The 22,698-nt window shown below is 66.9% G+C and carries 21 protein-coding genes; 14 read left to right on the forward strand and 7 right to left on the reverse strand.

All coding sequences use genetic code 11. The features are described from left to right. Position 1: 1 nt before the first annotated feature. The 6 genes from ACZ46K_RS17815 to ACZ46K_RS17840 form a co-directional block, all read right to left on the reverse strand. Positions 2-433 (reverse strand): DUF732 domain-containing protein, encoded by a 432-nt coding sequence (locus ACZ46K_RS17815; RefSeq protein WP_464743939.1) that lies wholly within the window; start codon positions 431-433, stop codon positions 2-4. Beyond that, positions 427-2,790 (reverse strand): HelD family protein, encoded by a 2,364-nt coding sequence (locus tag ACZ46K_RS17820; protein WP_464743941.1) that lies wholly within the window; start codon positions 2,788-2,790, stop codon positions 427-429. The genes ACZ46K_RS17815 and ACZ46K_RS17820 overlap by 7 nt, the downstream gene beginning before the upstream one ends. Before the next feature lie 133 nt (positions 2,791-2,923). Continuing rightward, complete coding sequence (locus ACZ46K_RS17825) at positions 2,924-3,922, reverse strand: DoxX family protein (RefSeq protein WP_464743943.1); 999 nt, start codon at positions 3,920-3,922, stop codon at positions 2,924-2,926. A gap of 393 nt (positions 3,923-4,315) precedes the next feature. Continuing rightward, positions 4,316-5,461 carry a N(5)-(carboxyethyl)ornithine synthase gene (locus tag ACZ46K_RS17830; RefSeq protein ID WP_464743945.1) on the reverse strand — a complete coding sequence of 382 codons (1,146 nt, stop codon included), beginning with the start codon at positions 5,459-5,461 and terminating at the stop codon, positions 4,316-4,318. Positions 5,462-5,501: 40 nt separating this feature from the next. After that, on the reverse strand, positions 5,502-5,636 hold the full coding sequence (locus tag ACZ46K_RS17835) for a hypothetical protein (protein ID WP_464743947.1): 135 nt from the start codon (positions 5,634-5,636) through the stop codon (positions 5,502-5,504). Between the two features lie 103 nt (positions 5,637-5,739). Further along, positions 5,740-6,429 (reverse strand): MBL fold metallo-hydrolase, encoded by a 690-nt coding sequence (locus ACZ46K_RS17840; RefSeq protein WP_054805570.1) that lies wholly within the window; start codon positions 6,427-6,429, stop codon positions 5,740-5,742. A gap of 126 nt (positions 6,430-6,555) precedes the next feature. Here ACZ46K_RS17840 and uvrA point away from each other — a divergent pair, with 126 nt between their 5' ends. Next, the gene (gene uvrA, locus ACZ46K_RS17845) at positions 6,556-9,489 is read left to right on the forward strand and encodes an excinuclease ABC subunit UvrA (protein ID WP_054805571.1); all 2,934 of its coding nucleotides are present in this window, start codon (positions 6,556-6,558) and stop codon (positions 9,487-9,489) included. A 28-nt stretch (positions 9,490-9,517) separates the two neighbouring features. Here the strand turns inward: uvrA and ACZ46K_RS17850 are convergent, their stop codons facing one another. Next, a complete protein-coding gene (locus tag ACZ46K_RS17850) occupies positions 9,518-9,883 on the reverse strand; it encodes a DUF1844 domain-containing protein (RefSeq protein ID WP_054805572.1) in 366 nt (121 codons plus the stop codon). A gap of 393 nt (positions 9,884-10,276) precedes the next feature. On the opposite strand from ACZ46K_RS17850, the gene infC reads away from it, so the two are divergent. From infC to ACZ46K_RS17915, 13 genes are all read left to right on the forward strand, one after another. Beyond that, on the forward strand, positions 10,277-10,933 hold the full coding sequence (gene infC / locus ACZ46K_RS17855) for a translation initiation factor IF-3 (RefSeq protein ID WP_464749379.1): 657 nt from the start codon (positions 10,277-10,279) through the stop codon (positions 10,931-10,933). A 68-nt stretch (positions 10,934-11,001) separates the two neighbouring features. Continuing rightward, positions 11,002-11,196 (forward strand): 50S ribosomal protein L35, encoded by a 195-nt coding sequence (rpmI, locus tag ACZ46K_RS17860; protein ID WP_054807968.1) that lies wholly within the window; start codon positions 11,002-11,004, stop codon positions 11,194-11,196. Between the two features lie 62 nt (positions 11,197-11,258). Beyond that, entirely contained in the window at positions 11,259-11,639 is a 381-nt protein-coding gene (rplT, locus tag ACZ46K_RS17865; protein WP_464743950.1) for a 50S ribosomal protein L20, read from the forward strand. A gap of 38 nt (positions 11,640-11,677) precedes the next feature. Next, positions 11,678-12,490 carry a TrmH family RNA methyltransferase gene (locus ACZ46K_RS17870; protein WP_464743952.1) on the forward strand — a complete coding sequence of 271 codons (813 nt, stop codon included), beginning with the start codon at positions 11,678-11,680 and terminating at the stop codon, positions 12,488-12,490. A gap of 81 nt (positions 12,491-12,571) precedes the next feature. Beyond that, positions 12,572-13,642 carry a phenylalanine--tRNA ligase subunit alpha gene (pheS, locus tag ACZ46K_RS17875; protein ID WP_464743954.1) on the forward strand — a complete coding sequence of 357 codons (1,071 nt, stop codon included), beginning with the start codon at positions 12,572-12,574 and terminating at the stop codon, positions 13,640-13,642. A gap of 115 nt (positions 13,643-13,757) precedes the next feature. Beyond that, complete coding sequence (pheT, locus tag ACZ46K_RS17880) at positions 13,758-16,244, forward strand: phenylalanine--tRNA ligase subunit beta (RefSeq protein ID WP_464743956.1); 2,487 nt, start codon at positions 13,758-13,760, stop codon at positions 16,242-16,244. Positions 16,245-16,278: 34 nt separating this feature from the next. After that, positions 16,279-16,695, forward strand: coding sequence for a PspA/IM30 family protein (locus tag ACZ46K_RS17885; protein WP_464743958.1), 417 nt, complete (start codon positions 16,279-16,281; stop codon positions 16,693-16,695). Between the two features lie 55 nt (positions 16,696-16,750). Next, the gene (gene argC, locus ACZ46K_RS17890; protein WP_464743960.1) at positions 16,751-17,824 is read left to right on the forward strand and encodes an N-acetyl-gamma-glutamyl-phosphate reductase; all 1,074 of its coding nucleotides are present in this window, start codon (positions 16,751-16,753) and stop codon (positions 17,822-17,824) included. Continuing rightward, positions 17,821-19,077, forward strand: coding sequence for a bifunctional glutamate N-acetyltransferase/amino-acid acetyltransferase ArgJ (argJ, locus tag ACZ46K_RS17895; protein ID WP_464743962.1), 1,257 nt, complete (start codon positions 17,821-17,823; stop codon positions 19,075-19,077). Before argC ends, argJ begins: the two co-directional genes overlap by 4 nt. Before the next feature lie 40 nt (positions 19,078-19,117). Beyond that, positions 19,118-20,029, forward strand: coding sequence for an acetylglutamate kinase (argB, locus tag ACZ46K_RS17900; RefSeq protein WP_054807614.1), 912 nt, complete (start codon positions 19,118-19,120; stop codon positions 20,027-20,029). Next, complete coding sequence (locus ACZ46K_RS17905) at positions 20,026-21,216, forward strand: acetylornithine transaminase (RefSeq protein ID WP_464743964.1); 1,191 nt, start codon at positions 20,026-20,028, stop codon at positions 21,214-21,216. Before argB ends, ACZ46K_RS17905 begins: the two co-directional genes overlap by 4 nt. 2 nt (positions 21,217-21,218) lie before the next feature. Beyond that, positions 21,219-22,148 carry an ornithine carbamoyltransferase gene (argF, locus tag ACZ46K_RS17910; RefSeq protein WP_054807536.1) on the forward strand — a complete coding sequence of 310 codons (930 nt, stop codon included), beginning with the start codon at positions 21,219-21,221 and terminating at the stop codon, positions 22,146-22,148. Between the two features lie 2 nt (positions 22,149-22,150). Further along, positions 22,151-22,660, forward strand: coding sequence for an arginine repressor (locus ACZ46K_RS17915; RefSeq protein WP_054807535.1), 510 nt, complete (start codon positions 22,151-22,153; stop codon positions 22,658-22,660). The last annotated feature ends 38 nt before the right edge of the window (positions 22,661-22,698 follow it).

The following is a 22,698-nucleotide window of genomic DNA, read 5'->3' on the forward strand; positions in this document are numbered from 1 at the left end:
GTCAGCAGAACTCCTCTCGCGCGATCACGATGTAACGTCGGGCGGCATCGTCGCCCGGCATCGTCGTGTCCGAGACCATCGCGGCATACGCCGCGATCGGCCGGACCACCTCGATCACCTCGTCCTCCGGAGCGCCGGCCGCCAGTCGGCTGCACAGACCCCGGCCTACCGCGAGCAGTGTCTCGTCGGGCACCCCCGCCGCCAACCCCGAGTCGGCGAGTGCGTTCTTGAACCGCAACGCGTGTGCATCGAGCAACGCCTTCGGCTCCGGCCGAGTAGTCGTTGTCGAGGTCGTGGCGGCGGCCATCGTCTGTTCCACGGTGGCGGTGGTGGTGGCACACGACACCGCCGCGGCGACAGCGCCGACCAGCACCATCGTTCGTGCCGCCCGACTGCCTGCCCGCGGGTGCGACCACGACCCGAGGGTCAGCACGGCGCCGGATTCCCCGTCGCTTCGCTCGCCCCGAGTGGGGTCGCAAGTCCCTCGAGCACCTGGGGCAGCGGTGTGGTGTGGACGACGCCGAGGCGCTGGGTCGCGCGCGTCAACGCCACATACAGGTCGTTGAGTCCGCGAGGCGATCCTTCCTGGATCTCCTCCGGCTCGACGAGCACCACCGAATCGAACTCGAGTCCCTTCACGTCCTTGACGGTCGCCACACGCACCGACTCCGAGGCCAAGTGCGCCCACTCGTGTACCAGACGAGGCGGAACGATCACCGCGGTGGTCCCAGGGCCGATCTCGGCATCGACGACGTCGCGGACCGCGGCGACGAGCTGATCCTGATCGACCTGTCGCGCCCACGGCTCGAACCCGGAGTCGCGCACCGAACGGGGCGGCACCTGCTCGGGATCGATCTCGGCGAGCACGTCGTGTGCGATCCTCATGATCTCGGCGGGCGTCCGATAGTTGACCGTCAGTTCGGCCTTGCGCCACCGGTTCTTCACATACGGCTCGAGGATCGTCTGCCACGACGAGGTTCCCGCAGGGTCACCGGTCTGAGCGGTATCTCCCACCAGGGTCATCCACCGGTTCGGGATCCGGCGCATCAGCATGCGCCACGCCATGTCCGACAGCTCCTGCGCCTCGTCGACGATCATATGCCCGTACGTCCAGGTGCGGTCACCTGCCGCGCGTTCGGCCGTAGTCCGGTGCAGTTTCATGTCCTGGCGCTCGGCGAGTTGTGACGCATCGATCAGGTCGTAGGCCATCAACAACTCGGGATCGAGTTCGTCCTCCAGATCCTGTGGCGCCGAACCGGTGAGGATGTCCAGCGCGCCCTGGGCGTCGGCGATCTGCCTGCGCCACCGCTTTGCGGCGCCTTCGCGTTCTGCCGCATCGTCGATGCCCAGCAGCTCGGCGAGTTCGTCGAGCAGTGGTGCGTCCGCAGCACTGAAGCCGACATGCGGCCCGGGTCGTAGCAGGGCGTCGATCTGGCTGTCGGTGAGATTCGGGGCAGCCGTGGCCAGACGTTTCTTCGACGCCAGTAGATCCGACAACACCCGCTGCGGTGACAGCGTGGGCCACAGCGAGTCGATCGCGGCCAGTATGTCGGAATCCGACCGCATCTCGGAGCGGATGTCGTCGATATCGTCGCGGCTCAGTAGGTTTCCCCCGTTGACGAGGTCCGCTCCGATGAGCTCCGCCATCTGATCGGCGAGCGCTTCGATGACGCCGGAGACGAAGACCGGCCGTGCGAGGTTGTGCGGGCGACGTGAGGACCGCGCGCGGCCGCGGGCGCGGGTGACCATGGTGCGGTCGAGCGTGAGCCGGTAGGTGTCGAAGGTGACGGGCACCGGCTTCGAGGGCACGTCCTGCCGGTCACGCACCGCCTTCTTCAGGATGTCCAACATGTCGAGGGACCCCTTGATCTCGCCTGCCTCGAAGTTGTCGTCGAGAGTGGCCGTCACTCCGGGGTAGAGATCGCCGACAGTGGACAACAGCACACCCGTTTCCCCCAGCGACGGAAGCACTTGGCCGATGTAGTCGAGGAACGTCGAGTTGGGTCCGACGATGAGCACGCCGCTCTTCGCCAGCTGTTTGCGATAGGTGTAGAGAAGGTAGGCGGCACGGTGCAGTGCGACCGCGGTCTTGCCGGTGCCGGGGCCGCCCTGCACCACGAGCACGCTCTTGTGCTCGGAGCGGATGATCGCGTCCTGCTCCGACTGGATGGTCGCGACGATGTCGTGCATCTGCCCGGTGCGGGCTGCATTGAGGGCGTCCAGGAGCGCGGACTCGCCGGCCACGCCTCCCGCGGAACCGACGTTCGCATGCTTGCGTGCGGTGTCGAGGTCGAGGTACTCGTCGTTGAGGGCCGTCACGGTGCGGTTGCGGCTGCGGATATGCCGGCGCAGCACTACCCCGTCGGGTGTTGCCGGCGTCGCCAGATAGAACGGTCGGGCGAGGGGAGCGCGCCAGTCGAGCAACAGCGATTCGTAGTCGTTGTCCTCGTCGAGGATGCCGATGCGGCCGATGTACCGGGCCTCGGTGTCGTTGCCCTCGGTCTCCGGGGCCTCGTTGTGTTCCGTTTCACGGACATCGACTTCACGGACATCGACGCGGCCGAAGCACAGTCCGTGTTCGGCCGCGTCGTATTTGGCGAGGTCCTCGGTGTACATCTGGGTGAACGATTCGCGTTCGCTGCGGGCCTGGGGTGTACCGCCCGTTTCCAGCAGCACCCGCTTCAAGCGCGTCTGGGTGTACGCGCGCAGGTCGTCGAGGTGCGTGTACAACGTCGACAGGTAGCGCTGCTCGTGCTCGAGATCAGGATGGGGCGCGCCATCATCCGGCACATGAACTCCTCGGGTTGGGACGATTCGAACGCGCAGGCACGTCGAGGAAAGTGTCCAAGGAGTCTAGTTCGACCGGGGCCGGTGTGCAGAAATCATGGCGCGCCCGCCGAGGTCTCCGATGAGACTCGGGCCGCTACCCGAGCTTCTTCTCGAGTGCCTTCTCGGCTTTCGCCCGCGCCTTCTCCGCATTCCTCCGTGCCTTCTCGGCGCGTGTCCGCGCTTGCTGCGCGTTCTCGAGCGCCTTCGCGTTCAGTTCCGAGGTCCGTTCCTCGGCCAGGTGTGCCAGCTCCGTCCCTCGATCGCGGGTCGTCTCCCACCACTTCGAACCGCGCCGGCGCGCGACCTCGGCATACTCGGGAGCTCGGTTCCGTGCACGTTCGAGGAATTCGTTGCTGCGTTCCTTTGCAGTGTCAGTGAGTTCAGGAACGTGCTCCTTGGCTGCGTCGAGCAGTTCGGTGCCGCGTTCGCGCGCGACCTCGGCGATTTCGGGTCCGCGCTCCCGGGCGACCTCGAGGATCTCCGTGCCGCGTTCGCGCGCGACCTCGGCGTACTCGGGTGCACGTTCCTTGGCCTTCTCGAGAAGGGAGCTTCCCTGCTGGCTCGCTTCGCCGGTGAGCGATTTCACTCGTCCGGAGACGGTGTGCAGGGCATCGCCGGCCGTGTGATCCGAAGTCGATCCGGGCAAGGCCGCCACTACGGCTTCCTGTGCATGGCGCGCGGCGCGGCGGCCTCGCCATCCGAGGGACGGCTTGCCTTCGGTGTCGACGGATGCGAGGAGCAATCCACCGAGCAGCCCGACATTCTTGAGGAACTGTGTGCGGTGCTGGGCACGTGCGGCGGGATCGTCGTAGTTCCAGAAGTCGTGGCCCGCCAAGGTGGTCGGTACCACTGTTCCGGCCAATGCGAGGGCCGAGATCCGCGGCCATTTGCCGATGGCGAGAAGCGCGCCTGCGCCTACCTGCACCGCGGCATTGATCTGCACCAGGGTCTCCGGATTGCTGGGTAGGCGGTCGGTGACCGAATCGGGTGCGACGCCGATCATCTGATCCAACCCGGTTCGGGCCGCGGCGGCCTTGGGAGTGGGATTGCGCAGGGCGTCGATTCCCCCTGCGATGAAAATGGACGCCAGCATCGGACGAGCAATCCTTCGGACGATCATGTGCTGCCTCTTTCTCCGCGGTCGCTGTGTGTTCAGACCCTGTCACGTGTACCCGAATCCAACCGGAGTATGCGGAAATCCTTCGCGAGATGCGCGCAGAATTCGAACCGGACAGAACAGATTGATATACAGAAGTTTCGACTGTTCGGTCCCGCTCGTGGAGTCAGGTCTGCCGAGGACTTCGAGCTGACAGAAAGAGTTCGAGCTGACAGAAAGAGAACGGTACGGTCTCGCGTTCTCGGTGTGCGGGGTCCGATATGTGCGGTTCACCTACTCGGGTGTCGAGACGCTACCGCGAAGTGCAACACCGATGCCCGCCCGGTCTTCCTGAACCGGAAGGTCGGGGCGGGCGTGTTCTCGGCGAACTCACAACGTCTGTACTACCTCGTGGGGAAAGTCGGCAGAGCGGTGCTGGAACGCGGTGATGCTCGGATTGCGGATCACTCCGTCGTGGATCTCTATCGCTCGCGCGATGACCTGGTCGTCGGCCCATGCTTTCGGACCCGAAAGGACTGTCCGTAAGTGAGGGAGCAATGCTTCACTGATTTCCCAGGTCGCGGAATTCCACAGATACGACGGACTGTGGTCGACGGCGTAGTAGTGAACGTGGTCGCCGACCACGAATGTCGGGTCGGTGAAAGTCGTGGGTCGTGCCCAGCTGAAACCCATGCCGGCATCACACGAGACATCGACGATCAAGCTGCCCGGTCCGAAGGCCGACAGATCGTCCTCGACCAGGAACATCAACGGGTCGGCGGTGTCCTGTAACACGCAGTTCACGACGATGTCGTTCTCCGCAAGATAGGGGGCCAAGGGCACCCGACCGTCGTCGGTGAGCGCGTAACTTCGATGAGGATCGGCGGCGTCGTGCTCGAATCGGACGATTCGCGCCGAGTGGATCGGAGATCCGACCGCGGCGACATCACGGTTGGTGAGCACGCGGACGTCGTCGATGCCGTGCGCGTTCAGTGCGGTGACCGCGCCGCGTGCCGTCGCACCGAACCCGATCACCACGGCGCGTAGCCGACGTCCGTAGTCGCCGGTAGCGCCGATCGTCTGCAGACCGTGTATCACCGAGCTGTAACCCGCGAGCTCGTTGTTCTTGTGGAACACGTGCAGGCCGAAACTGCCGTCGCTGCGCCAGTGGTTCATCGCTTCGAACGCAATGAGCGTCAGTCGACGATCGATGGAGAGCTGCGTCACTTCTGTGTCCTGGACACAGTGCGGCCAGCCCCACACCGTCTGCCCCACACGAAACTCGGCGAGATCGCTTGCCTGGAGCTTGGGGAGGGCGATCACGTCGCACTCGGCGATCAGTCGCTCTCGGGATCGGAAGCCGGCAATCAGCGGCGCCAGCTCGGCGTCGGACGTACCGAAGGGCTCGCCGTACCCGGTCTCGAGATAGATGTGCGCACGTAGATCGGCGTCGATCCGATGGAGATGACGCGGGTGGATCGGCAAGCGGCGCTCGTTCTCTTTCCGAGAATGCGCCATGACACCGAGATCAAGCATATGTAGTTGTGCTCCTACAGGATTGGATTGAGTGGAGGTGTCAGCGCTTCTTCACGTGAGCGACGATCTCGGGCTCGGTCCCGCCGTCCGACCGGGACTTCTTGTCGGCGCGTTTTTCTTTCAGCGACTTGCCGGACTTCTTCGACATGGAACTGCGAGGAGATTTGTCGGCCATGCTGCCACCCTCAATTGAGGACCTGAACGGTCCTGATTCCCAGACAGTACGGCATTCTCGGTGTGATCCACGCTTCACCTCGGACCGGAGGGGCCGTTCGTCGTCACCAGCCGCGTTCGCGCCACTCCTGGAGATGCGGGCGCTCCGCTCCGAGCGTGGTGTCCTTCCCGTGACCGGGGTAGACCACCGTGTCGTCACCGAACCGTCCGAAGAGCTTCGTGTCGACGTCGTGGAGCAGCGACGTGAATGTCTCGTTGTCCGCGGTCTTTCCGATCCCGCCGGGGAACAGGCAGTCGCCGGTGAAGACATGATGACGCCCGGTACCGGTCTCCTCGAGAACCAATGCGATCGAGCCGGGGGTATGCCCGGACAGGTGGAGCACTTCGAGGCTCAACTCTCCGATCCTGATGGTGTCGCCTTCCTCGAGGAGGCGCTCCGGTGTGACGGGCAGCGGCTCGGCGTCGAGCGGGTGTGCGGCGGTGGGGACCTTGGTCGCGGCAGCGACCTTCTCGAGTCCCTGCCAGTGGTCCCAATGCTGATGCGTGGTGAGGATGAGTTCGAGCTTCGGCGCGTGCTCGGAGAGGTAGGACACGAGCAGGTCCGGTTCGTTGGCCGCGTCGATGAACAGCGACTTTCCGGTGGCTTCGTCGGTGATGAGATAGGTGTTGTTGTCCATCTGTCCGACCGAGAGTTTGACGATGGTCGCGCCGGGGACGGTGCGGCGCTGCGCGGGGCCGCCGGGGGAGACCTCGCCGGTGTAGTGGTCGTCGATGATGAGGGGCTGCTGCGTCATGTGCTGCAGGTTACCGTCGGCGCACGTTGTTCGAGGTCGAGCCGTCGTAGACGGAACCGTGTCGGTGCCCGCGCCTACGATGGGCAAGGGCCCGAATGCGGCCTTGTCGACGAGGAAGGAACTGGTGTGGCGGATCGCCTGATCGTACGAGGGGCGCGCGAGCACAACCTGCGTGGTGTCGACCTGGATTTGCCACGCGACAGTCTGATCGTGTTCACCGGCCTCTCCGGGTCCGGCAAGTCGAGCCTGGCGTTCGACACGATCTTCGCGGAAGGTCAGCGTCGTTACGTCGAGTCGTTGTCCGCCTACGCGCGGCAGTTCCTCGGCCAGATGGACAAGCCCGATGTCGACTTCATCGAGGGCCTCTCGCCTGCGGTGTCGATCGATCAGAAATCGACGAACCGGAACCCCCGCTCGACAGTCGGCACGATCACCGAGGTCTACGACTATCTCCGACTCCTGTACGCGCGTGCCGGTGCTCCGCACTGCCCTGTATGCGGCGAGAAGATCGCACGTCAGTCGCCGCAGCAGATCGTCGACCAGGTCCTCGAGATGGACGAGGGCGTCCGATTCCAGATCCTTGCGCCCGTAGTGCGGACGAGGAAAGGCGAGTTCGTCGACCTGTTCGAGCACCTCACCGTGCAGGGGTATTCCCGCGTCCGGGTGGACGGGGTGGTCTACCCGCTCTCCGAGCCGCCGAAGCTCAAGAAGCAGGAGAAACACGATATCGAGGTCGTCGTCGACCGCCTCGCGGTGAAGTCCTCCGCCAAGCAGCGACTCACCGATTCCGTCGAGACCGCGTTGCGCCTCGCCGAGGGCATCGTCGTCCTCGACTTCGTCGACCGCGACGAGGACGCACCCGATCGGGAACGCCGATTCTCCGAAACCCTGGCCTGCCCGAACGCGCACCCCCTCGCGATCGACGACCTCGAGCCGCGCTCGTTCTCCTTCAACTCGCCGTACGGCGCGTGCCCCGACTGCGCAGGACTCGGCGTACGCAAAGAAGTCGACACCGAATTGGTGGTACCCGACCCCGATCGCAGCCTCGCCGACGGCGCGATCGCGCCGTGGTCGATGGGGCAGAGTGCCGAATATTTCACCCGGCTGCTCACCGGACTGGCCGACGTCATGGGCTTCGACATCGACACCCCGTGGAAGAAGCTGCCCGCGAAAGTCCGTAAGGCCGTGCTCGAGGGCAGCACCGAGCAGGTGCATGTCCGCTACAAGAACCGCTACGGTCGGGTCCGCTCCTACTACGCGGAGTTCGAGGGCGTGATGCCGTTCCTGCATCGCCGCATGGAACAGACCGAGTCGGAGCAGATGAAGGAACGCTACGACGGGTACATGCGCGACATTCCGTGCCCGACGTGTAATGGCACCCGGCTGCGTCCCGAGATCCTGGCGGTCACGATCACCGCGGGAGACCGAGGTGCGAAGTCGATCGCCGAGGTGTGCGAGCTGTCGATCGCCGCGTGCGCCGACTTCCTGAACAGCCTCACTCTCGGCCCCCGCGAAGCGGCGATCGCCGGTCAGGTCCTCAAGGAAGTGCAGGCACGGCTCGGCTTCCTGCTCGACGTGGGCCTCGACTACCTCACTCTCGCTCGCGCCGCCGCCACCCTGTCCGGTGGTGAAGCCCAACGAATCCGGCTCGCCACCCAGATCGGCTCCGGTCTCGTCGGTGTCCTCTACGTGCTCGACGAGCCGTCGATCGGTCTGCACCAGCGCGACAACCGCAGGCTGATCGACACTCTCACCCGGCTGCGCGATCTCGGGAACACGCTGATCGTCGTCGAACACGACGAGGACACCATCCGCGCATCGGATTGGGTGGTCGACATCGGCCCCCGCGCCGGGGAACACGGCGGGCGCGTAGTCCACAGCGGAACCTACAAAGGGCTGCTCGACAATTCCGAATCGATCACCGGCGCGTTCCTGTCGGGTCGCGAGACGATTCCGGTTCCACTCGTGCGCCGACCCATGGATCCGAAACGTCAGGTCACCGTGATCGGTGCCAGGGAGAACAACCTCCGAGACATCGATGTCGCATTCCCGCTCGGGGTGCTCACCTGCGTGACCGGTGTGTCGGGCTCCGGTAAATCGACCCTCGTCAACGAGATCCTCGCGACCGTGATGGCCAACAAGCTCAACCGCGCGCGGCAGGTGCCCGGTCGGCACACCCGGATCAACGGTCTCGACCAGCTCGACAAGCTCGTGCAGGTCGATCAGTCACCGATCGGACGGACACCACGGTCGAACCCCGCGACCTACACCGGTGTATTCGACAAGATCCGCACCCTCTTCGCCGCGACCACCGAGGCGAAGGTACGCGGCTACCAGCCGGGACGTTTCTCGTTCAACGTCAAGGGCGGCCGCTGCGAAGCGTGTTCGGGCGACGGCACCCTCAAGATCGAGATGAACTTCCTGCCCGACGTGTATGTGCCGTGCGAAGTGTGTCACGGTGCCCGGTACAACCGGGAGACACTCGAGGTGCATTACAAGGGCAAGACGATCGCGGAGGTTCTCGACATGTCGATCGAGGAGGCCTCAGAGTTCTTCAAACCGGTCACCTCGATCCATCGGTACCTCGCCACCCTCGTCGAGGTGGGTCTCGGTTACGTCCGGCTGGGCCAGCCCGCGACGACGTTGTCCGGTGGCGAGGCGCAGCGTGTCAAGCTCGCCGCCGAACTGCAGAAACGCTCCAACGGGCGTACCGCCTACATCCTCGACGAACCGACTACCGGCCTGCACTTCGACGACATCCGGAAGTTGCTCGGCGTCATCAACGGGCTCGTCGACAAGGGCAACACGGTCATTGTCATCGAGCACAATCTCGATGTGATCAAGACGTCGGACTGGATCATCGACATGGGGCCGGAAGGCGGATCGGGCGGCGGCACTGTCGTGGCGGAGGGCGTTCCCGAGGATGTCGCGGCGGCCGAACGCAGCTACACCGGCCGATTCCTCGCGGAATCCCTCGCCGAGTCCGCCCCGGTCCCGGAGAAGAAGACCGCTCGTCCCGCCCGCAAACGTGCGCCTCGGAAGAAGGCCGCCGCCGGCTGAGCAGGCGGGGACGAGCAGTCGCCGAACGTCAGTAGACAGGACCGGTGTACTTCTCGCCGGGGCCCTGGCCGGGTGAATCGGGCACCGAGGATGCTTCGCGGAATGCCTTCTGCAGAGCCTGCAGACCCTCACGGATCGGCCCGGCGTGCGGGCCGAGGTACTCCACCGAAGCGGTGACCAGCCCCGCGAGGGCGGTGATCACGCGACGTGCCTCGTCGAGGTCGAGGCGGTCGCTCGCATCGGGGTTGTCGTCGGCGAGGCCGAGTTTCTCCGCAGCGGAACTCATCAGCATCACCGCAGCGCGGCTGATCACCTCGACCGCGGGGATGTCGGCGAGGTCGCGGACATCCGTGGGCTGATCGGCGTGGTCGGGGGCATCGGGGGTGTCGGTCATGTCCTCGAGGATCCCACCAGCGGCACGGTGCTCGCTTCCCGGGTGGGCTCCGGTGCCCGATTCGGCGCCGACGTGCATCTCTTGCTAGACTGACTGTCACGACCGCCCGCGCGTACTCGCGTGGGCAGCAAGTGGAGTCCGACTCCCACCTCTGGCCGCGCAATTCTACGGTGCAGTGGTCCGGTCCTTCGAACGCTACGGCGCTCGGAGAGCTCACGTCTGTGGAGGGCGTGGCACGTGGTCGCGGTGATACCGCGGCGCGTGGACCGGTCGGTACGGACCCCGCGAGGTGCATCGGCGCCGCAGCGGGGTTTTTTCGTCGAGGAATCGCCGGGCCCCGCTTGCTGCGGTGCGGTCAGAGAGACCACACCGCATTTCTACCTAGGAGGCCCCATCAGCGCTGAGACCCGCATCAACGAACGCATCCGTGTTCCCGAGGTCCGACTCGTCGGACCGGGTGGTGAACAGGTCGGAATCGTGCGTGTCGAAGATGCACTCCGCCTGGCCATCGAAGCCGACCTCGACCTCGTCGAGGTGGCGCCCGACGCCCGCCCGCCGGTCTGCAAGATCATGGACTACGGCAAGTTCAAGTACGAAGCCGCGCAGAAGGCGCGCGAATCGCGCAAGAACCAGCAGCTGACCGTGATCAAGGAGCAGAAACTCCGCCCCAAGATCGACGACCACGACTACGAGACCAAGAAGAAGAACGTTGTTCGCTTCCTCGAGGCAGGCTCGAAGGTCAAAGTGACCATCATGTTCCGTGGTCGTGAGCAGTCGCGGCCCGAACTCGGATTCCGTCTGTTGCAGCGTCTCGGCGCCGATGTCGCCGACCTGGGATTCATCGAGACGTCCGCGAAGCAGGACGGCCGAAACATGACGATGGTCCTGGCCCCGCACAAGGGTGCGAAAACCCGCGCCAAGGCTCAGGAAGCCGCCCACGCCGCCCCGGCCAAGTCTTCCCGCCCTGCCTCCGCCCCTGCCCCTGCAGAACCCGCCGCGACTGCGCCGCCGGAGCAGCAGGAGCAGTCGGGAGAGGCGCAGACCAGCTAGCCGCTCCGGCAGCACATCCGGTGCTGCGCGCGAGCACCGATGTATCCACGACAAGAACTGAGGACTCCATGCCCAAGTCGAAGACCCACAGCGGCACCGCGAAGCGATTCAAGGTGTCCGGTAGCGGAAAGATCCTGCGCCAGAAGGCTGGTCGCCGCCACTTGCTCGAGCACAAGTCCTCGCGCGTGACGCGTCGCCTCGACGGCACCGCCGTCGTCGCGCCCGCGGACGCACCGCGCATCAAGCGCCTGCTCGACATCTGAGCCTTCCCGACCGATCATCCCGGGGGCGAGCACCAGCCCCCCGAAACTGACAGGACATATCAGTGGCACGCGTGAAGAGGGCCGTCAACGCCCAGAAGAAGCGCCGTTCGATTCTCGAGGCCTCCAAGGGCTACCGCGGGCAGCGCTCGCGTCTGTACCGCAAGGCCAAGGAACAGCAGCTTCACTCGCTGACCTACGCCTACCGCGACCGTCGCGCACGCAAGGGCGACTTCCGCAAGCTGTGGATCACCCGTATCAACGCTGCGGCTCGTGCGAACGACATCACCTACAACCGGTTCATCCAGGGCCTCAAGGCTGCCGGTGTCGAGGTCGACCGCAAGATCCTCGCGGAAATCGCTGTCTCCGACGCCGAGGCATTCGCCGGCCTGGTGGCCGTCGCGAAGGCTGCGTTGCCGGCCGACGTCAACGCTCCGGCTGCCTGAGCGCGACGCTGAACGAGAATCCAGCACAGGAACGGCCCGTGGACCCGCTCACCGAGCGCACCCCACGGGTCGTTTCTGCTGTCAAACTGCTCCGCGCCGCCGAGCGGCGCAAGACCGGACGCTTTCTCGCCGAAGGTGAGAACTCGGTCACCGAGGCACTCGCGACCGGTGCCGTCCACGACGTGTTCGTCACCGAAGACGCCGCCGAGCGCTACCGAGACCTCGTCTCCATCGCGGAGGGCCGTGGCGTCCGTGTCTGCATCGTCACCGATCGCGCCGCAGAACGACTGTCCGACACCGTGTCCCCGCCCGGTCTCGTCGCGGTATGCGACACCCTCGATGTGCCGCTCGACTCGGCACTCGACTCCGGGTCACGGCTGCTCGCGATCCCGGTCGAGATGGGGGAGCCCGGCAATGCAGGAACTCTCATCCGCGTCGCCGACGCCGTCGGCGCAGATGCGGTGATCCTCGCGGGCGACAGCGTCGACCCCCACAACGGCAAATGCGTGCGCTCCTCCGCCGGCAGCGTGTTCCACCTGCCACTCGTGCGGGAACGAGACACCACCCGAGTGCTCGACTCCGTCACCGCCGCCGGCGTCACCATCCTGGCGACCGCCGCCGACGGCGAGGTCGACCTCGACGATGCCGACGAACTGCTCGCCGGACCCACCGCCTGGCTGTTCGGCAGTGAGGCCCACGGACTTCCCCCCGAGGTGGCCGCCCGGGCCGACCACCGGGTACGCATCCCGATCCGCGGTCGTGCCGAATCACTCAACCTGGCGACCGCAGCCGCGATCTGCATGTACGCGAGTGCCCGGGTGCAGCATCGGTCGGTTACGCGCCTAACCTAGGATTTCTACGGTGCGGCCACCCCCGCACCGGTTTCACTCATTGACGAAGAACCGTTCGCCGAAGAAGGAGTTGCACCGGTCGTGGCCAAGAAAGAGGGCGGCACCCCGCCGGCAGTCGATCCCCAAGCGCTGACCGAGGACGCCCTCGCGGCGGCAGAGAAGGCAGCCCTCGAGGGATTCGGCGCGGCCCGCGACCTCGACGAGCTCGCCCAGGCGAAGATCGCGCACCTCGGGGACAAGGCGCCCATCTCGCTCGCGAAGCGTGCCCTCGGTTCGTTGCCCGGGCCCGAACGCGCCGCCGCCGGAAAGCGCGTCAACGCGCACCGCACCGCCGTGCAGGAAGCCTTCGACTTCCGCCGCGAAGAACTGCAGGCGGAACGCGACGCCGCGGTCCTCGTCGCCGAGTCGATCGACGTGACCCTCCCCGCAACCCGCCGCGCGCTCGGCGCGCGCCACCCCATCACCATCATCTCGGAGCAGGTCTCCGACGTGTTCGTCGCGATGGGCTGGGAGATCGCCGAGGGACCCGAGGTCGAGACCGAGCACTTCAACTTCGACGCCCTGAACTTCCTGCCCGATCACCCCGCGCGCACGATGCAGGACACTTTCCACATCGCGCCCGAGGGCTCCCGGCAGGTGCTGCGCACCCACACCTCCCCGGTGCAGGTCCGCACGATGCTCAGCCGCGACATCCCGATCTATGTGGTGTGCCCCGGGCGTACCTTCCGCACCGACGAACTCGATGCCACGCACACTCCGGTGTTCTCGCAGATCGAGGGACTCGCGGTCGACAAGGGCCTGACCATGGCGCACCTGAAAGGCACGCTCGACGCGTTCGCCCGCGCATTGTTCGGCCCCGAGACGACCACCCGGATGCGGCCGAACTACTTCCCGTTCACCGAACCGTCCGCCGAGGTCGACGTGTGGTTCCCGAACAAGAAGGGCGGAGCAGGCTGGGTCGAGTGGGGCGGCTGCGGCATGGTGAACCCTCACGTGCTCCGCGCGAGCGGCATCGACCCCGACGTGTACGGAGGATTCGCATTCGGTATGGGCCTCGAACGCACCCTGCAGTTCCGCAACGGCATCTCCGACATGCGCGACATCGTCGAAGGCGACATCCGCTTCACCCTGCCCTTCGGGGTACAGGGCTGACGCCCTGACCCGTGCCCTTCGGAGTGCAGGGCTGACGCCCTGACCCCGTGACCGACGGGATTCGGGGCCGACACCCCGACCCGAGACCGACATCGAACGAGAAAGCTGAGCTCAAGTGCGAGTAGCGCAATCCTGGCTGGCGGAAATCCTGCAGCGCGCCACCCCCGAGTGGAACGTCACCCCGGAGGAACTCGACGCGGGCTTCGTCAGGGTCGGTCTCGAGGTCGAGGACGTCGAGACCCTCGAGCGCGTCGACAACCTCGTCGTCGGCCGAGTTGCGGAGATCACGGAACTCGAGGGCTTCAAAAAACCCATCCGGTTCTGTCAGGTCGACGTCGGTGAGGACGCACCCCGCGGCATCGTGTGCGGCGCCCGCAACTTCGCCGAAGGCGACCTCATCGTGGCGGCGTTGCCCGGTGCAGTGCTGCCCGGGGGCTTCGCCATCGCGGCGCGCAAGACATACGGGCAGGTCTCCGACGGCATGATCTGCTCGGTGTCCGAACTCGGCATCGGTAAGGACCATTCCGGGATCCTCGTCCTCGAACCCGGCTCCGGTGAACCCGGCGAGGACGCGAACGACCTGCTCGGGCTCGGCGACACCGTCATCGAACTCAACATCACCCCCGACCGCGGCTACTGCTTCTCGCTGCGCGGCCTGACCCGTGAACTCGCCTGTGGTTTCGATCTCGAGTTCATCGATCCGGCACAGGTCCCGTCGTTGCCGTCCGACGGTGGGGAGAGCTACCCGATCCGCCTCGAACCGGAGGCCGGCGCGACGCGATTCGCGGCAAGGAAGGTCACGGGCATCGATCCGGCGGCGGTCACGCCGTGGTGGATGCAGCGTCGCCTGCACACCGCCGGAGTTCGCCCGATCTCACCGGCCGTCGACGTCACCAATTTCGTGATGCTCGAACTGGGCCAGCCCCTCCATGCGTTCGACGCTGCCACCCTGCAGGGTGAGATCGTGATCCGCCGTGCCGCAGCAGGGGAGAAGCTCATCACGCTCGACGGTGTGGAACGCGCCCTCGATCCCGAGGACGTCGTCATCACCGACGACAGTGGTGTCATCTCCCTCGCCGGAATCATGGGCGGCGCCACCACCGAGGTCGGAGAGGCCACCACCGACATCCTCCTCGAGGCCGCCACCTGGGATCCGCTCGCCGTGTTCCGCAGCAACCGCCGGCACAAGCTCAGCAGCGAGGCAGGGAAGCGTTTCGAGCGCACAGTCGATCCCGAGGTCGGGCTCGCGGCGCTCGATCGGGCGGCGTCGCTGCTCACCTCGATCGCCGGCGGTCGCGTCGAACCGACGTTGACCGATATCTCGGTGCCCACCGAGACCGTCTCGATCCACATGGACATCGACCTGCCCGATCGCATCGCGGGTGTCAGCTACGCGAACGGCACCGCCGCGCGACGTCTCACCCAGATCGGATGCGCCGTCGAGGTCGGTGTCGGCGACGACGGGAAGGGTCAGCTCGTCGTCACGCCACCGTCGTGGCGCCCGGATCTGCGCCAGCCCGCGGACCTCGTCGAAGAGGTTCTCCGGCTCGAGGGTCTCGAACAGATTCCCTCGGTCGTCCCGGCTGCGCCTGCCGGACGCGGAGTGACCCCGAGCCAGCGTCGCCGTCGCGCGGTGGGACGCGCGCTCGCCTCCGACGGCTACATCGAGGTTCTCGCCCCGGTGTTCCTGCCTGCCGGTGTATTCGAGACGTGGGCGCTCGACGCCGACGACCCGCGACGCACCACCACCAAGGTCCTCAACCCGCTCGAGTCAGACCGGCCCGAGCTCGCGACGACCCTTCTGCCGGGGCTGCTCGAAGTGCTCTCCCGCAACGTGTCCCGCGGACAGCGCGACGTCGCGCTCTTCTCGATCGCGCAGGTCGTCCATCCCGGTCCCGAGACCACATCGGTCGCGGCGCTGCCTGTCGACCGGCGCCCGACCGACGACGAGATCGCTCTCCTCGAACGGTCGCTGCCCGCGCAACCCGTGCACATCGGCGGTGTCCTGTCGGGGCTGCGGGAACCCGCCGGTCCCTGGGGGTCCGGTCGTGCAGCGGACGCGACCGACGCGTTCGCCGCAGCCGACACTGTCGCCCGGGCCGCGGGTGTCCGACTCGAGCGTCGCGCGGCGCAGTACCTGCCGTGGCACCCGGGTCGCTGCGCCGAGCTGCTCGTCGACGGAGTTGTCGTCGGACATGCAGGCGAGCTCCACCCGGCCGTCGTCGAACGTGCCGGACTGCCCGCGCGGACATGCGCCTTCGAATTGGACCTCGATGCGCTGCCGATCGTGGAGTTGTTGCCCGCGCCGGTCGTGTCGCCGTTCCCGGCGGTCCTGCAGGACGTCGCGGTCGTGGTAGCCGACGAGGTGCCTGCCGCACAGGTGGAAGCGGCCCTGCGTAGCGGTAGCGGCGAGTTGCTCGAGGACATCCGGCTGTTCGATGTCTACACGGGTTCCCAGGTCGGTGAAGGGCACAAGTCACTCGCGTTCGCGCTGCGCTTCCGTGCGTACGACCGCACTCTCACCGAGGACGAGGCGAGCGCTGCTCGCGACGCCGCGGTCGCTGCGGCCTCGGCCGCCGTGGGAGCGGAACTCCGGGCCTGACGCGGCCGCGGCCGGCGCGACGTAGCCTGGGAAGATGAGCACGCATGAATCGTCTCGAGGGCGGGTACCGGATCCCGACGACCCGGAGGAGCCGGTACCGGACGTGACCCCCGCGGGACCGGACACGCCGTCGGTGCCCGACGTGCCGCCCGGCCCGTCGATACCCGACGTCCCTCCGATCGATCCGGAGCCGGTGCCCGATCCGGACATCACACCGACCGGGACTCGGGCGCCGACGATCGAGGAGATCACCGGATACACCGAAGGTGGAGTGCCGACCTTCGCTTCGGTGCGCGACAAGATCGAGCGGCGAGCCGGGATGGCGACCGGCATGGAGGAGTTGGCCCATGAGAGCGCGGCCGGCAGGACACTCGACGAGCAGTACGAGGATCGTAGGAAGGCCGCGGCCGACAAACTGGACGAGATCCGGCGGTCGATGAAGAACAGCTGATCCGGGGTCCGCCCCGGTGATGAAATAATTTGCACAGCAGTGCATAATCAACCGCATGGGTAACTCACCGGCATTCACAGCGACACCGCAGTCGCCTCTCCGGGTCGCGGTCGCGGGGGCCAGCGGCTACGCGGGCGGCGAGGTCCTGCGCCTGCTCCTCGCACACCCCGCCTACCTGGACGGCTCCCTGGTCATCGGCGCGCTCACCGCGGGAGGCAACGCCGGCGCGACCGTGCGTGAGTTCCATCCGCATCTACACCCCCTCTCAGAGCGAGTGCTCGCGTCGACCGACCTCGATTCCCTCGCCGGTCACGACGTCGTGTTCCTCGGCCTGCCGCACGGCCATTCCGCCGCACTCGCCGAACAGCTCCCGGATACCACCGTCGTGATCGACTGCGGAGCAGACTTCCGGCTCGAGAACGCCGACGATTGGCAGCGCTGGTACGGAACCGACCACGCCGGCACGTGGCCCTACGGCCTTCCGGAACTCGCAGGAAAGCGGGAGCAGCTCACCGGTGCCACCCGCATTGCGGTACCCGGCTGCTACCCGACGTCCGCGACACTCGCGCTGGCACCGGCCGTCGCGGCGGGCATCGTCGAGCCGACAGTCCAGATCGTCGCGGTCTCCGGCACCTCCGGCGCCGGCAAGTCCCCGCGGGTCGACCTCCTCGGTTCCGAAGTGATGGGCTCGGCCCGCGCCTACGGCGTCGCCGGCGCACACCGGCACACACCCGAGATCAAGCAGAATCTGTCCGCGCTCGCAGGCACACCCGTGACTGTCTCGTTCACACCCGTGCTGGCACCCATGCCGCGCGGAATCCTCGCGACGTGCACGGCACCGACCACCGCATCGGCTGCAGAGGTGCGCGCCGTCTACGAGAAGGCCTACGCCGACGAACCGTTCGTGCACCTGCTTCCGGAAGGTGCGCTGCCCGCCACCGGCGCCGTCGTCGGATCCAATGCCGTGCAGATCGCCGTCACCGTCGACACCGACGCCGGACTGTTGATCGCCATCGCCGCGATCGACAACCTCACCAAGGGCACCGCAGGCGGCGCCGTCCAATCCATGAACCTCGCCGTCGGTCTGCCCGAGACCGCAGGCCTGCCCACAGTGGGAGTCGCACCGTGACCGAACACACCGACAAGCACGCCGATCACGTCTACAGCGACGCAGTCGACGTCGCCGGAGGACGTCTCATCCGTCTCCAGGGCGTCACCAGCCCCGCCGGATTCCGTGCCGCCGGCATCCCCGCCGGCATCAAGGCCTCCGGCAGACCCGATCTCGCGCTCGTGGTCAACGAGGGTCCCGACCTCACCGCCGCCGGTGTGTTCACCACCAACAAGGTCAAGGCCGCACCCGTCCTGTGGTCGCAGCAGGTGCTGGCCTCGCACGCCCTACGTGCCGTGGTGCTCAACTCCGGCGGCGCCAACGCCTGCACCGGCCCCGGCGGATTCCAGGACAGCCACGCCACTGCCGAAGCCGTCGCCGACGCGCTGAGCAACTGGGGCACCGACACCGGCGCCGGTGAGGTCGCGGTGTGCTCGACCGGACTCATCGGCGACCGGCTGCCGATGGACAAGGTGCTCTCCGGCGTCCAGGAGATCGTGCACGAACTCGCCGGCGGCATCTCCGGCGGAACCGACGCCGCCTACGCCATCATGACCACCGACACCGTGCCCAAGCAGGCCGCCCTGCACCACGCCGACAAGTGGAACGTCGGCGGCATGGCCAAAGGCGCCGGCATGCTCGCCCCTGCGCTCGCCACCATGCTGTGCATCGTGACCACCGACGCCGTCGCGACCGCCGAACAACTCGACGAAGCCCTGCGCGGCGCGACCCGCATGACGTTCGATCGACTCGACATCGACGGCGCCACCAGTACCAACGACACCGTCCTGCTCCTCGCATCCGGCGCCAGCGGCGTCACCCCGACACAGGACGAACTCGACGCCGCCGTCCTCGCCGTGTGCGATGACCTCGCCGCGCAGATGATGGCCGACGCCGAAGGCGTCACCAAGCGGGTCACCGTCACGGTGCGGGGCGCCGCCTCCGAATCCCACGCTCTGATCGGTGCCCGCACAGTCGCGCGCGACAGCCTCGTCAAGACGGCACTGTTCGGCTCCGACCCCAACTGGGGTCGCGTCCTCGCTGCCATCGGCATCGCCCCCATCGAACTTGACCCCGACAAGATCTCGGTGACGTTCAACGGAAGCCCGGTGTGCATCGACGGTGTGGGCGCACCCGGCGCCCGCGAGGTGGACCTGACCGGCATCGACATCGCATTGGAAATCGACCTCGGTGTGGGCGACGCCGAAGTATCCATCCGCACCACGGACCTCTCGCACGCCTATGTCGAAGAGAACTCGGCCTACTCGTCCTGACCGGGCAGCCCCACCTCACCCGGCCGACACAGGAGACCCCATGACCGACGACCTCATCGCGAGCCTGACCTCGCACCAGAAGGCGTTCGTACTCGCCGAAGCCCTGCCGTGGTTGCAGAAGTTCCGCGGCAAGATCGTCGTCGTCAAATACGGCGGCAATGCCATGACCGACGACACCCTCAAAGCCGCGTTCGCCGCCGACATGGCGTTCCTGCGCACCGTCGGAATCCACCCCGTGGTGGTGCACGGTGGCGGCCCGCAGATCAACGCCATGCTGAAGCGACTCGGCATGGAAGGCGAGTTCCGCGGCGGCTTCCGGGTGACCACACCCGACGTCATGGACGTCGTACGCATGGTGTTGTTCGGACAGGTCGGCCGCGAACTCGTCGGACTGATCAACAGTCACGGACCGTACGCGGTCGGGATCTCCGGCGAGGACGCACAACTGTTCACCGCGACCCGACGCACCGTCGTCGTCGAAGGAACCGACACCGACATCGGGCTCGTAGGCGACGTCACCACCGTCGACCCCGCAGCGGTGCTCGACCTCATCGCGGCCGGCCGCATCCCCGTCGTGTCGACGATCGCGCCCGACGCGGTCGGCGTCGTGCACAACATCAACGCCGACACCGCCGCCGCAGCCCTCGCCGAAGCACTCGGCGCGGAGAAACTCGTCGTCCTCACCGACGTCGAAGGCCTCTACACCGACTGGCCCGACCGGAGCTCGCTCACCTCGCTGATCGACACCGCCGCGCTCGAGGCGCTCCTGCCGTCACTCGACTCCGGGATGGTCCCCAAGATGGAGGCGTGCCTGCGCGCGGTGCAGGGCGGAGTACCCACCGCGCACGTCATCGACGGACGCCTGCCGCACTCCGTACTGCTCGAATTGTTCACCGAAGAAGGCATCGGCACCATGGTGGTGCCGGACCCCGACCAGGAAGGCACCGCATGACCGGCACGTCCGAACTCCAGCAGCGCTGGGCCGGCTCACTCATGAACAACTACGGGGTGCCCAAGGTCGCGCTCGTCGCCGGGGACGGTGCGGTCCTCACCGACGCCGACGGCAAGCAGTACCTCGATCTGCTCGGCGGCATCGCCGTCAACAGCCTCGGCCACCGCCACCCGGCCGTCATCGAAGCCGTCACCGCGCAGCTCGACCAGCTCGGGCACGTGTCGAACCTGTACGCGTCGCAGCCCGTCCTCGACCTCGCCGAACAACTTCTCGGACTCTGGGGACACCCGGGTCGCGCGTTCTTCTGCAACTCCGGCACCGAAGCCAACGAGGCCGCGTTCAAGATCGCACGGCTCACCGGCCGCCCCAAGATCATCGCCGCGGAGAAGGCGTTCCACGGCCGCACGATGGGTGCCCTTGCGCTCACCGGCCAACCGGACAAGCGCGCACCGTTCGAACCGATGCCCGCCGGCGTCGAATTCGTCCCCTACGGCGACCTCGATGCGCTCGCCGCCGCGATCGACGACACCACCGCTGCCGTGTTCCTCGAACCGATCATGGGCGAGTCCGGTGTCGTCGTACCGCCCGAGGGGTACCTCGCCGGCGCTCGTCGCCTCACCTCCGAACACGGCGCGCTGCTCGTCCTCGACGAGGTGCAGACCGGCATCGCCCGCACCGGTACCTTCTTCGCGCACCAGGCGACCGGCATCGTCCCCGACGTGATGACCCTCGCCAAGGGCCTCGGTGGTGGCCTGCCCATCGGTGCGGTTCTCGCGACCGGACCTGCCGCCGACCTGCTCACCCCCGGCAAGCACGGCACCACCTTCGGAGGCAACCCGGTGTGCGCCGCGGCCGCGCTCGCCGTGCTGCGCACCATCGCCGAGCAGAACCTGCTCGACCACGTCGATTCGGTGGGCAAGACCCTCGCCGTCGGCATCGAAGAACTCGGCCACCCACTCGTCTCACACGTGCGTGGCTCGGGTCTGCTGCTCGGTGTCGTGCTCACCGACAGCAAAGCCGGTGCCGTCGAAACCGCCGCGCGCGACGCAGGATTCCTCGTCAACGCGGCAGCCCCCGACGTGATCCGCCTCGCGCCGCCGCTCATCCTCACCGAGGAGCAGGCGAACGGATTCGTCAGCGCGTTCCCGGGCATCCTCGACACCGCATCCCAGGAAGGAGACCGGTGACCATGGTCAGGCATTTCCTGCGCGACGACGACCTCACCCCGGCTGAGCAGAACGAAGTCCTCGAACTGGCCGCAGAGCTGAAGAAGAACCCGCTCTCGCGTCGCCCCCTCGAAGGTCCGTACAGCGTCGCCGTCCTGTTCGACAAGACGTCCACGCGGACCCGCTTCTCGTTCGACGCGGGCATCGCACAACTCGGCGGACACGCGATCGTCGTCGACGCAGGAGCCACCCAGATCGGCAAAGGCGAAACCCTCGACGACACCGCCCGCATGTTCTCCCGCTTCACGAAGGCGGTGGTGTGGCGCACGTACGGGCAGGACCGCGTCGAGACGCTCGCGGCGCACTCCGACGTGCCCGTGGTCAACGCGCTCACCGACACGTTCCACCCCTGCCAGGTCCTCGCGGACCTGCAGACCATCCGCGAGAACAAGGGCAGCACGGCCGGCCTGAAGATGACGTACTTCGGTGACGGTGCCAACAACATGGCGCACTCGCTGATGCTCGGCGGCGTCACCGCAGGTATGCACGTCACCATCGCCACCCCGACAGGGTTCGCACCCGATCCCGAGGTCGTGGAAGCCACCCGGACTCGCGCCGAGCAGACCGGCGGAAGCATCACGATCACCGCAGACCCCCGGGCCGCGGCAGAGGACGCCGACGTGCTCGTCACCGACACGTGGGTGTCCATGGGGCAGGAGAACGACGGCCTCGACCGCGAGGCAGTGTTCCTGCCGTTCCAGCTGAACGCCGAGATCGTCGCATTGGCGAAAGCCGATTCGATCGTGCTGCACTGCCTCCCCGCCTATCGCGGCAAAGAGATCACCGCCGAGGTCATCGACGGACCCCGCGCGGTCGTGTGGGACGAGGCAGAGAACCGCCTGCACGCGCAGAAGGCCCTGCTGGTGTGGCTGCTCGAACAGGTCCGGAGCTGAAGATGAGCACCGCGTCCGGCCGAGACGAGATAGTGGTGAGCGCCCCGACCCGAGCTGCTCGGCAGGCACGCATCATCGCGCTGCTCGCCACCCGCGCGGTGCGCAGTCACACCGAACTCGCTGCTCTGCTCGCCGACGAACGCATCGAAGTATCGACCGCCACGCTCTCCCGCGACCTCGAGGAACTCGGAGCCGTCAAGCTCCGGGCGGCCGACGGGGGAGCGGGCGTGTATGTCGTCCCGGAGGACGGAAGCCCGGTCCGCGGGGTCACCGGTGGCACCGACCGACTGTCGAAACTACTCGGCGAACTGCTCGTGTCGACCGACTCGAGCGGCAATATCGCGGTGCTGCGAACCCCGCCAGGGGCAGCGCACTATCTGGCCAGTGCACTCGATCGTGCATCATTACCGGAAGTGGTCGGCACGATCGCGGGTGACGACACGATCGCGGTGATCGCCAGGGAACCGAACACGGGAGCCGACCTGGCTGCGAAAATCGAATCACTCGCCTGACCTACCACTGATCGACGTACGTCAAAAATAAGAAGGAG

This window comes from Rhodococcus sp. JCM 9793, from assembly GCF_055380405.1.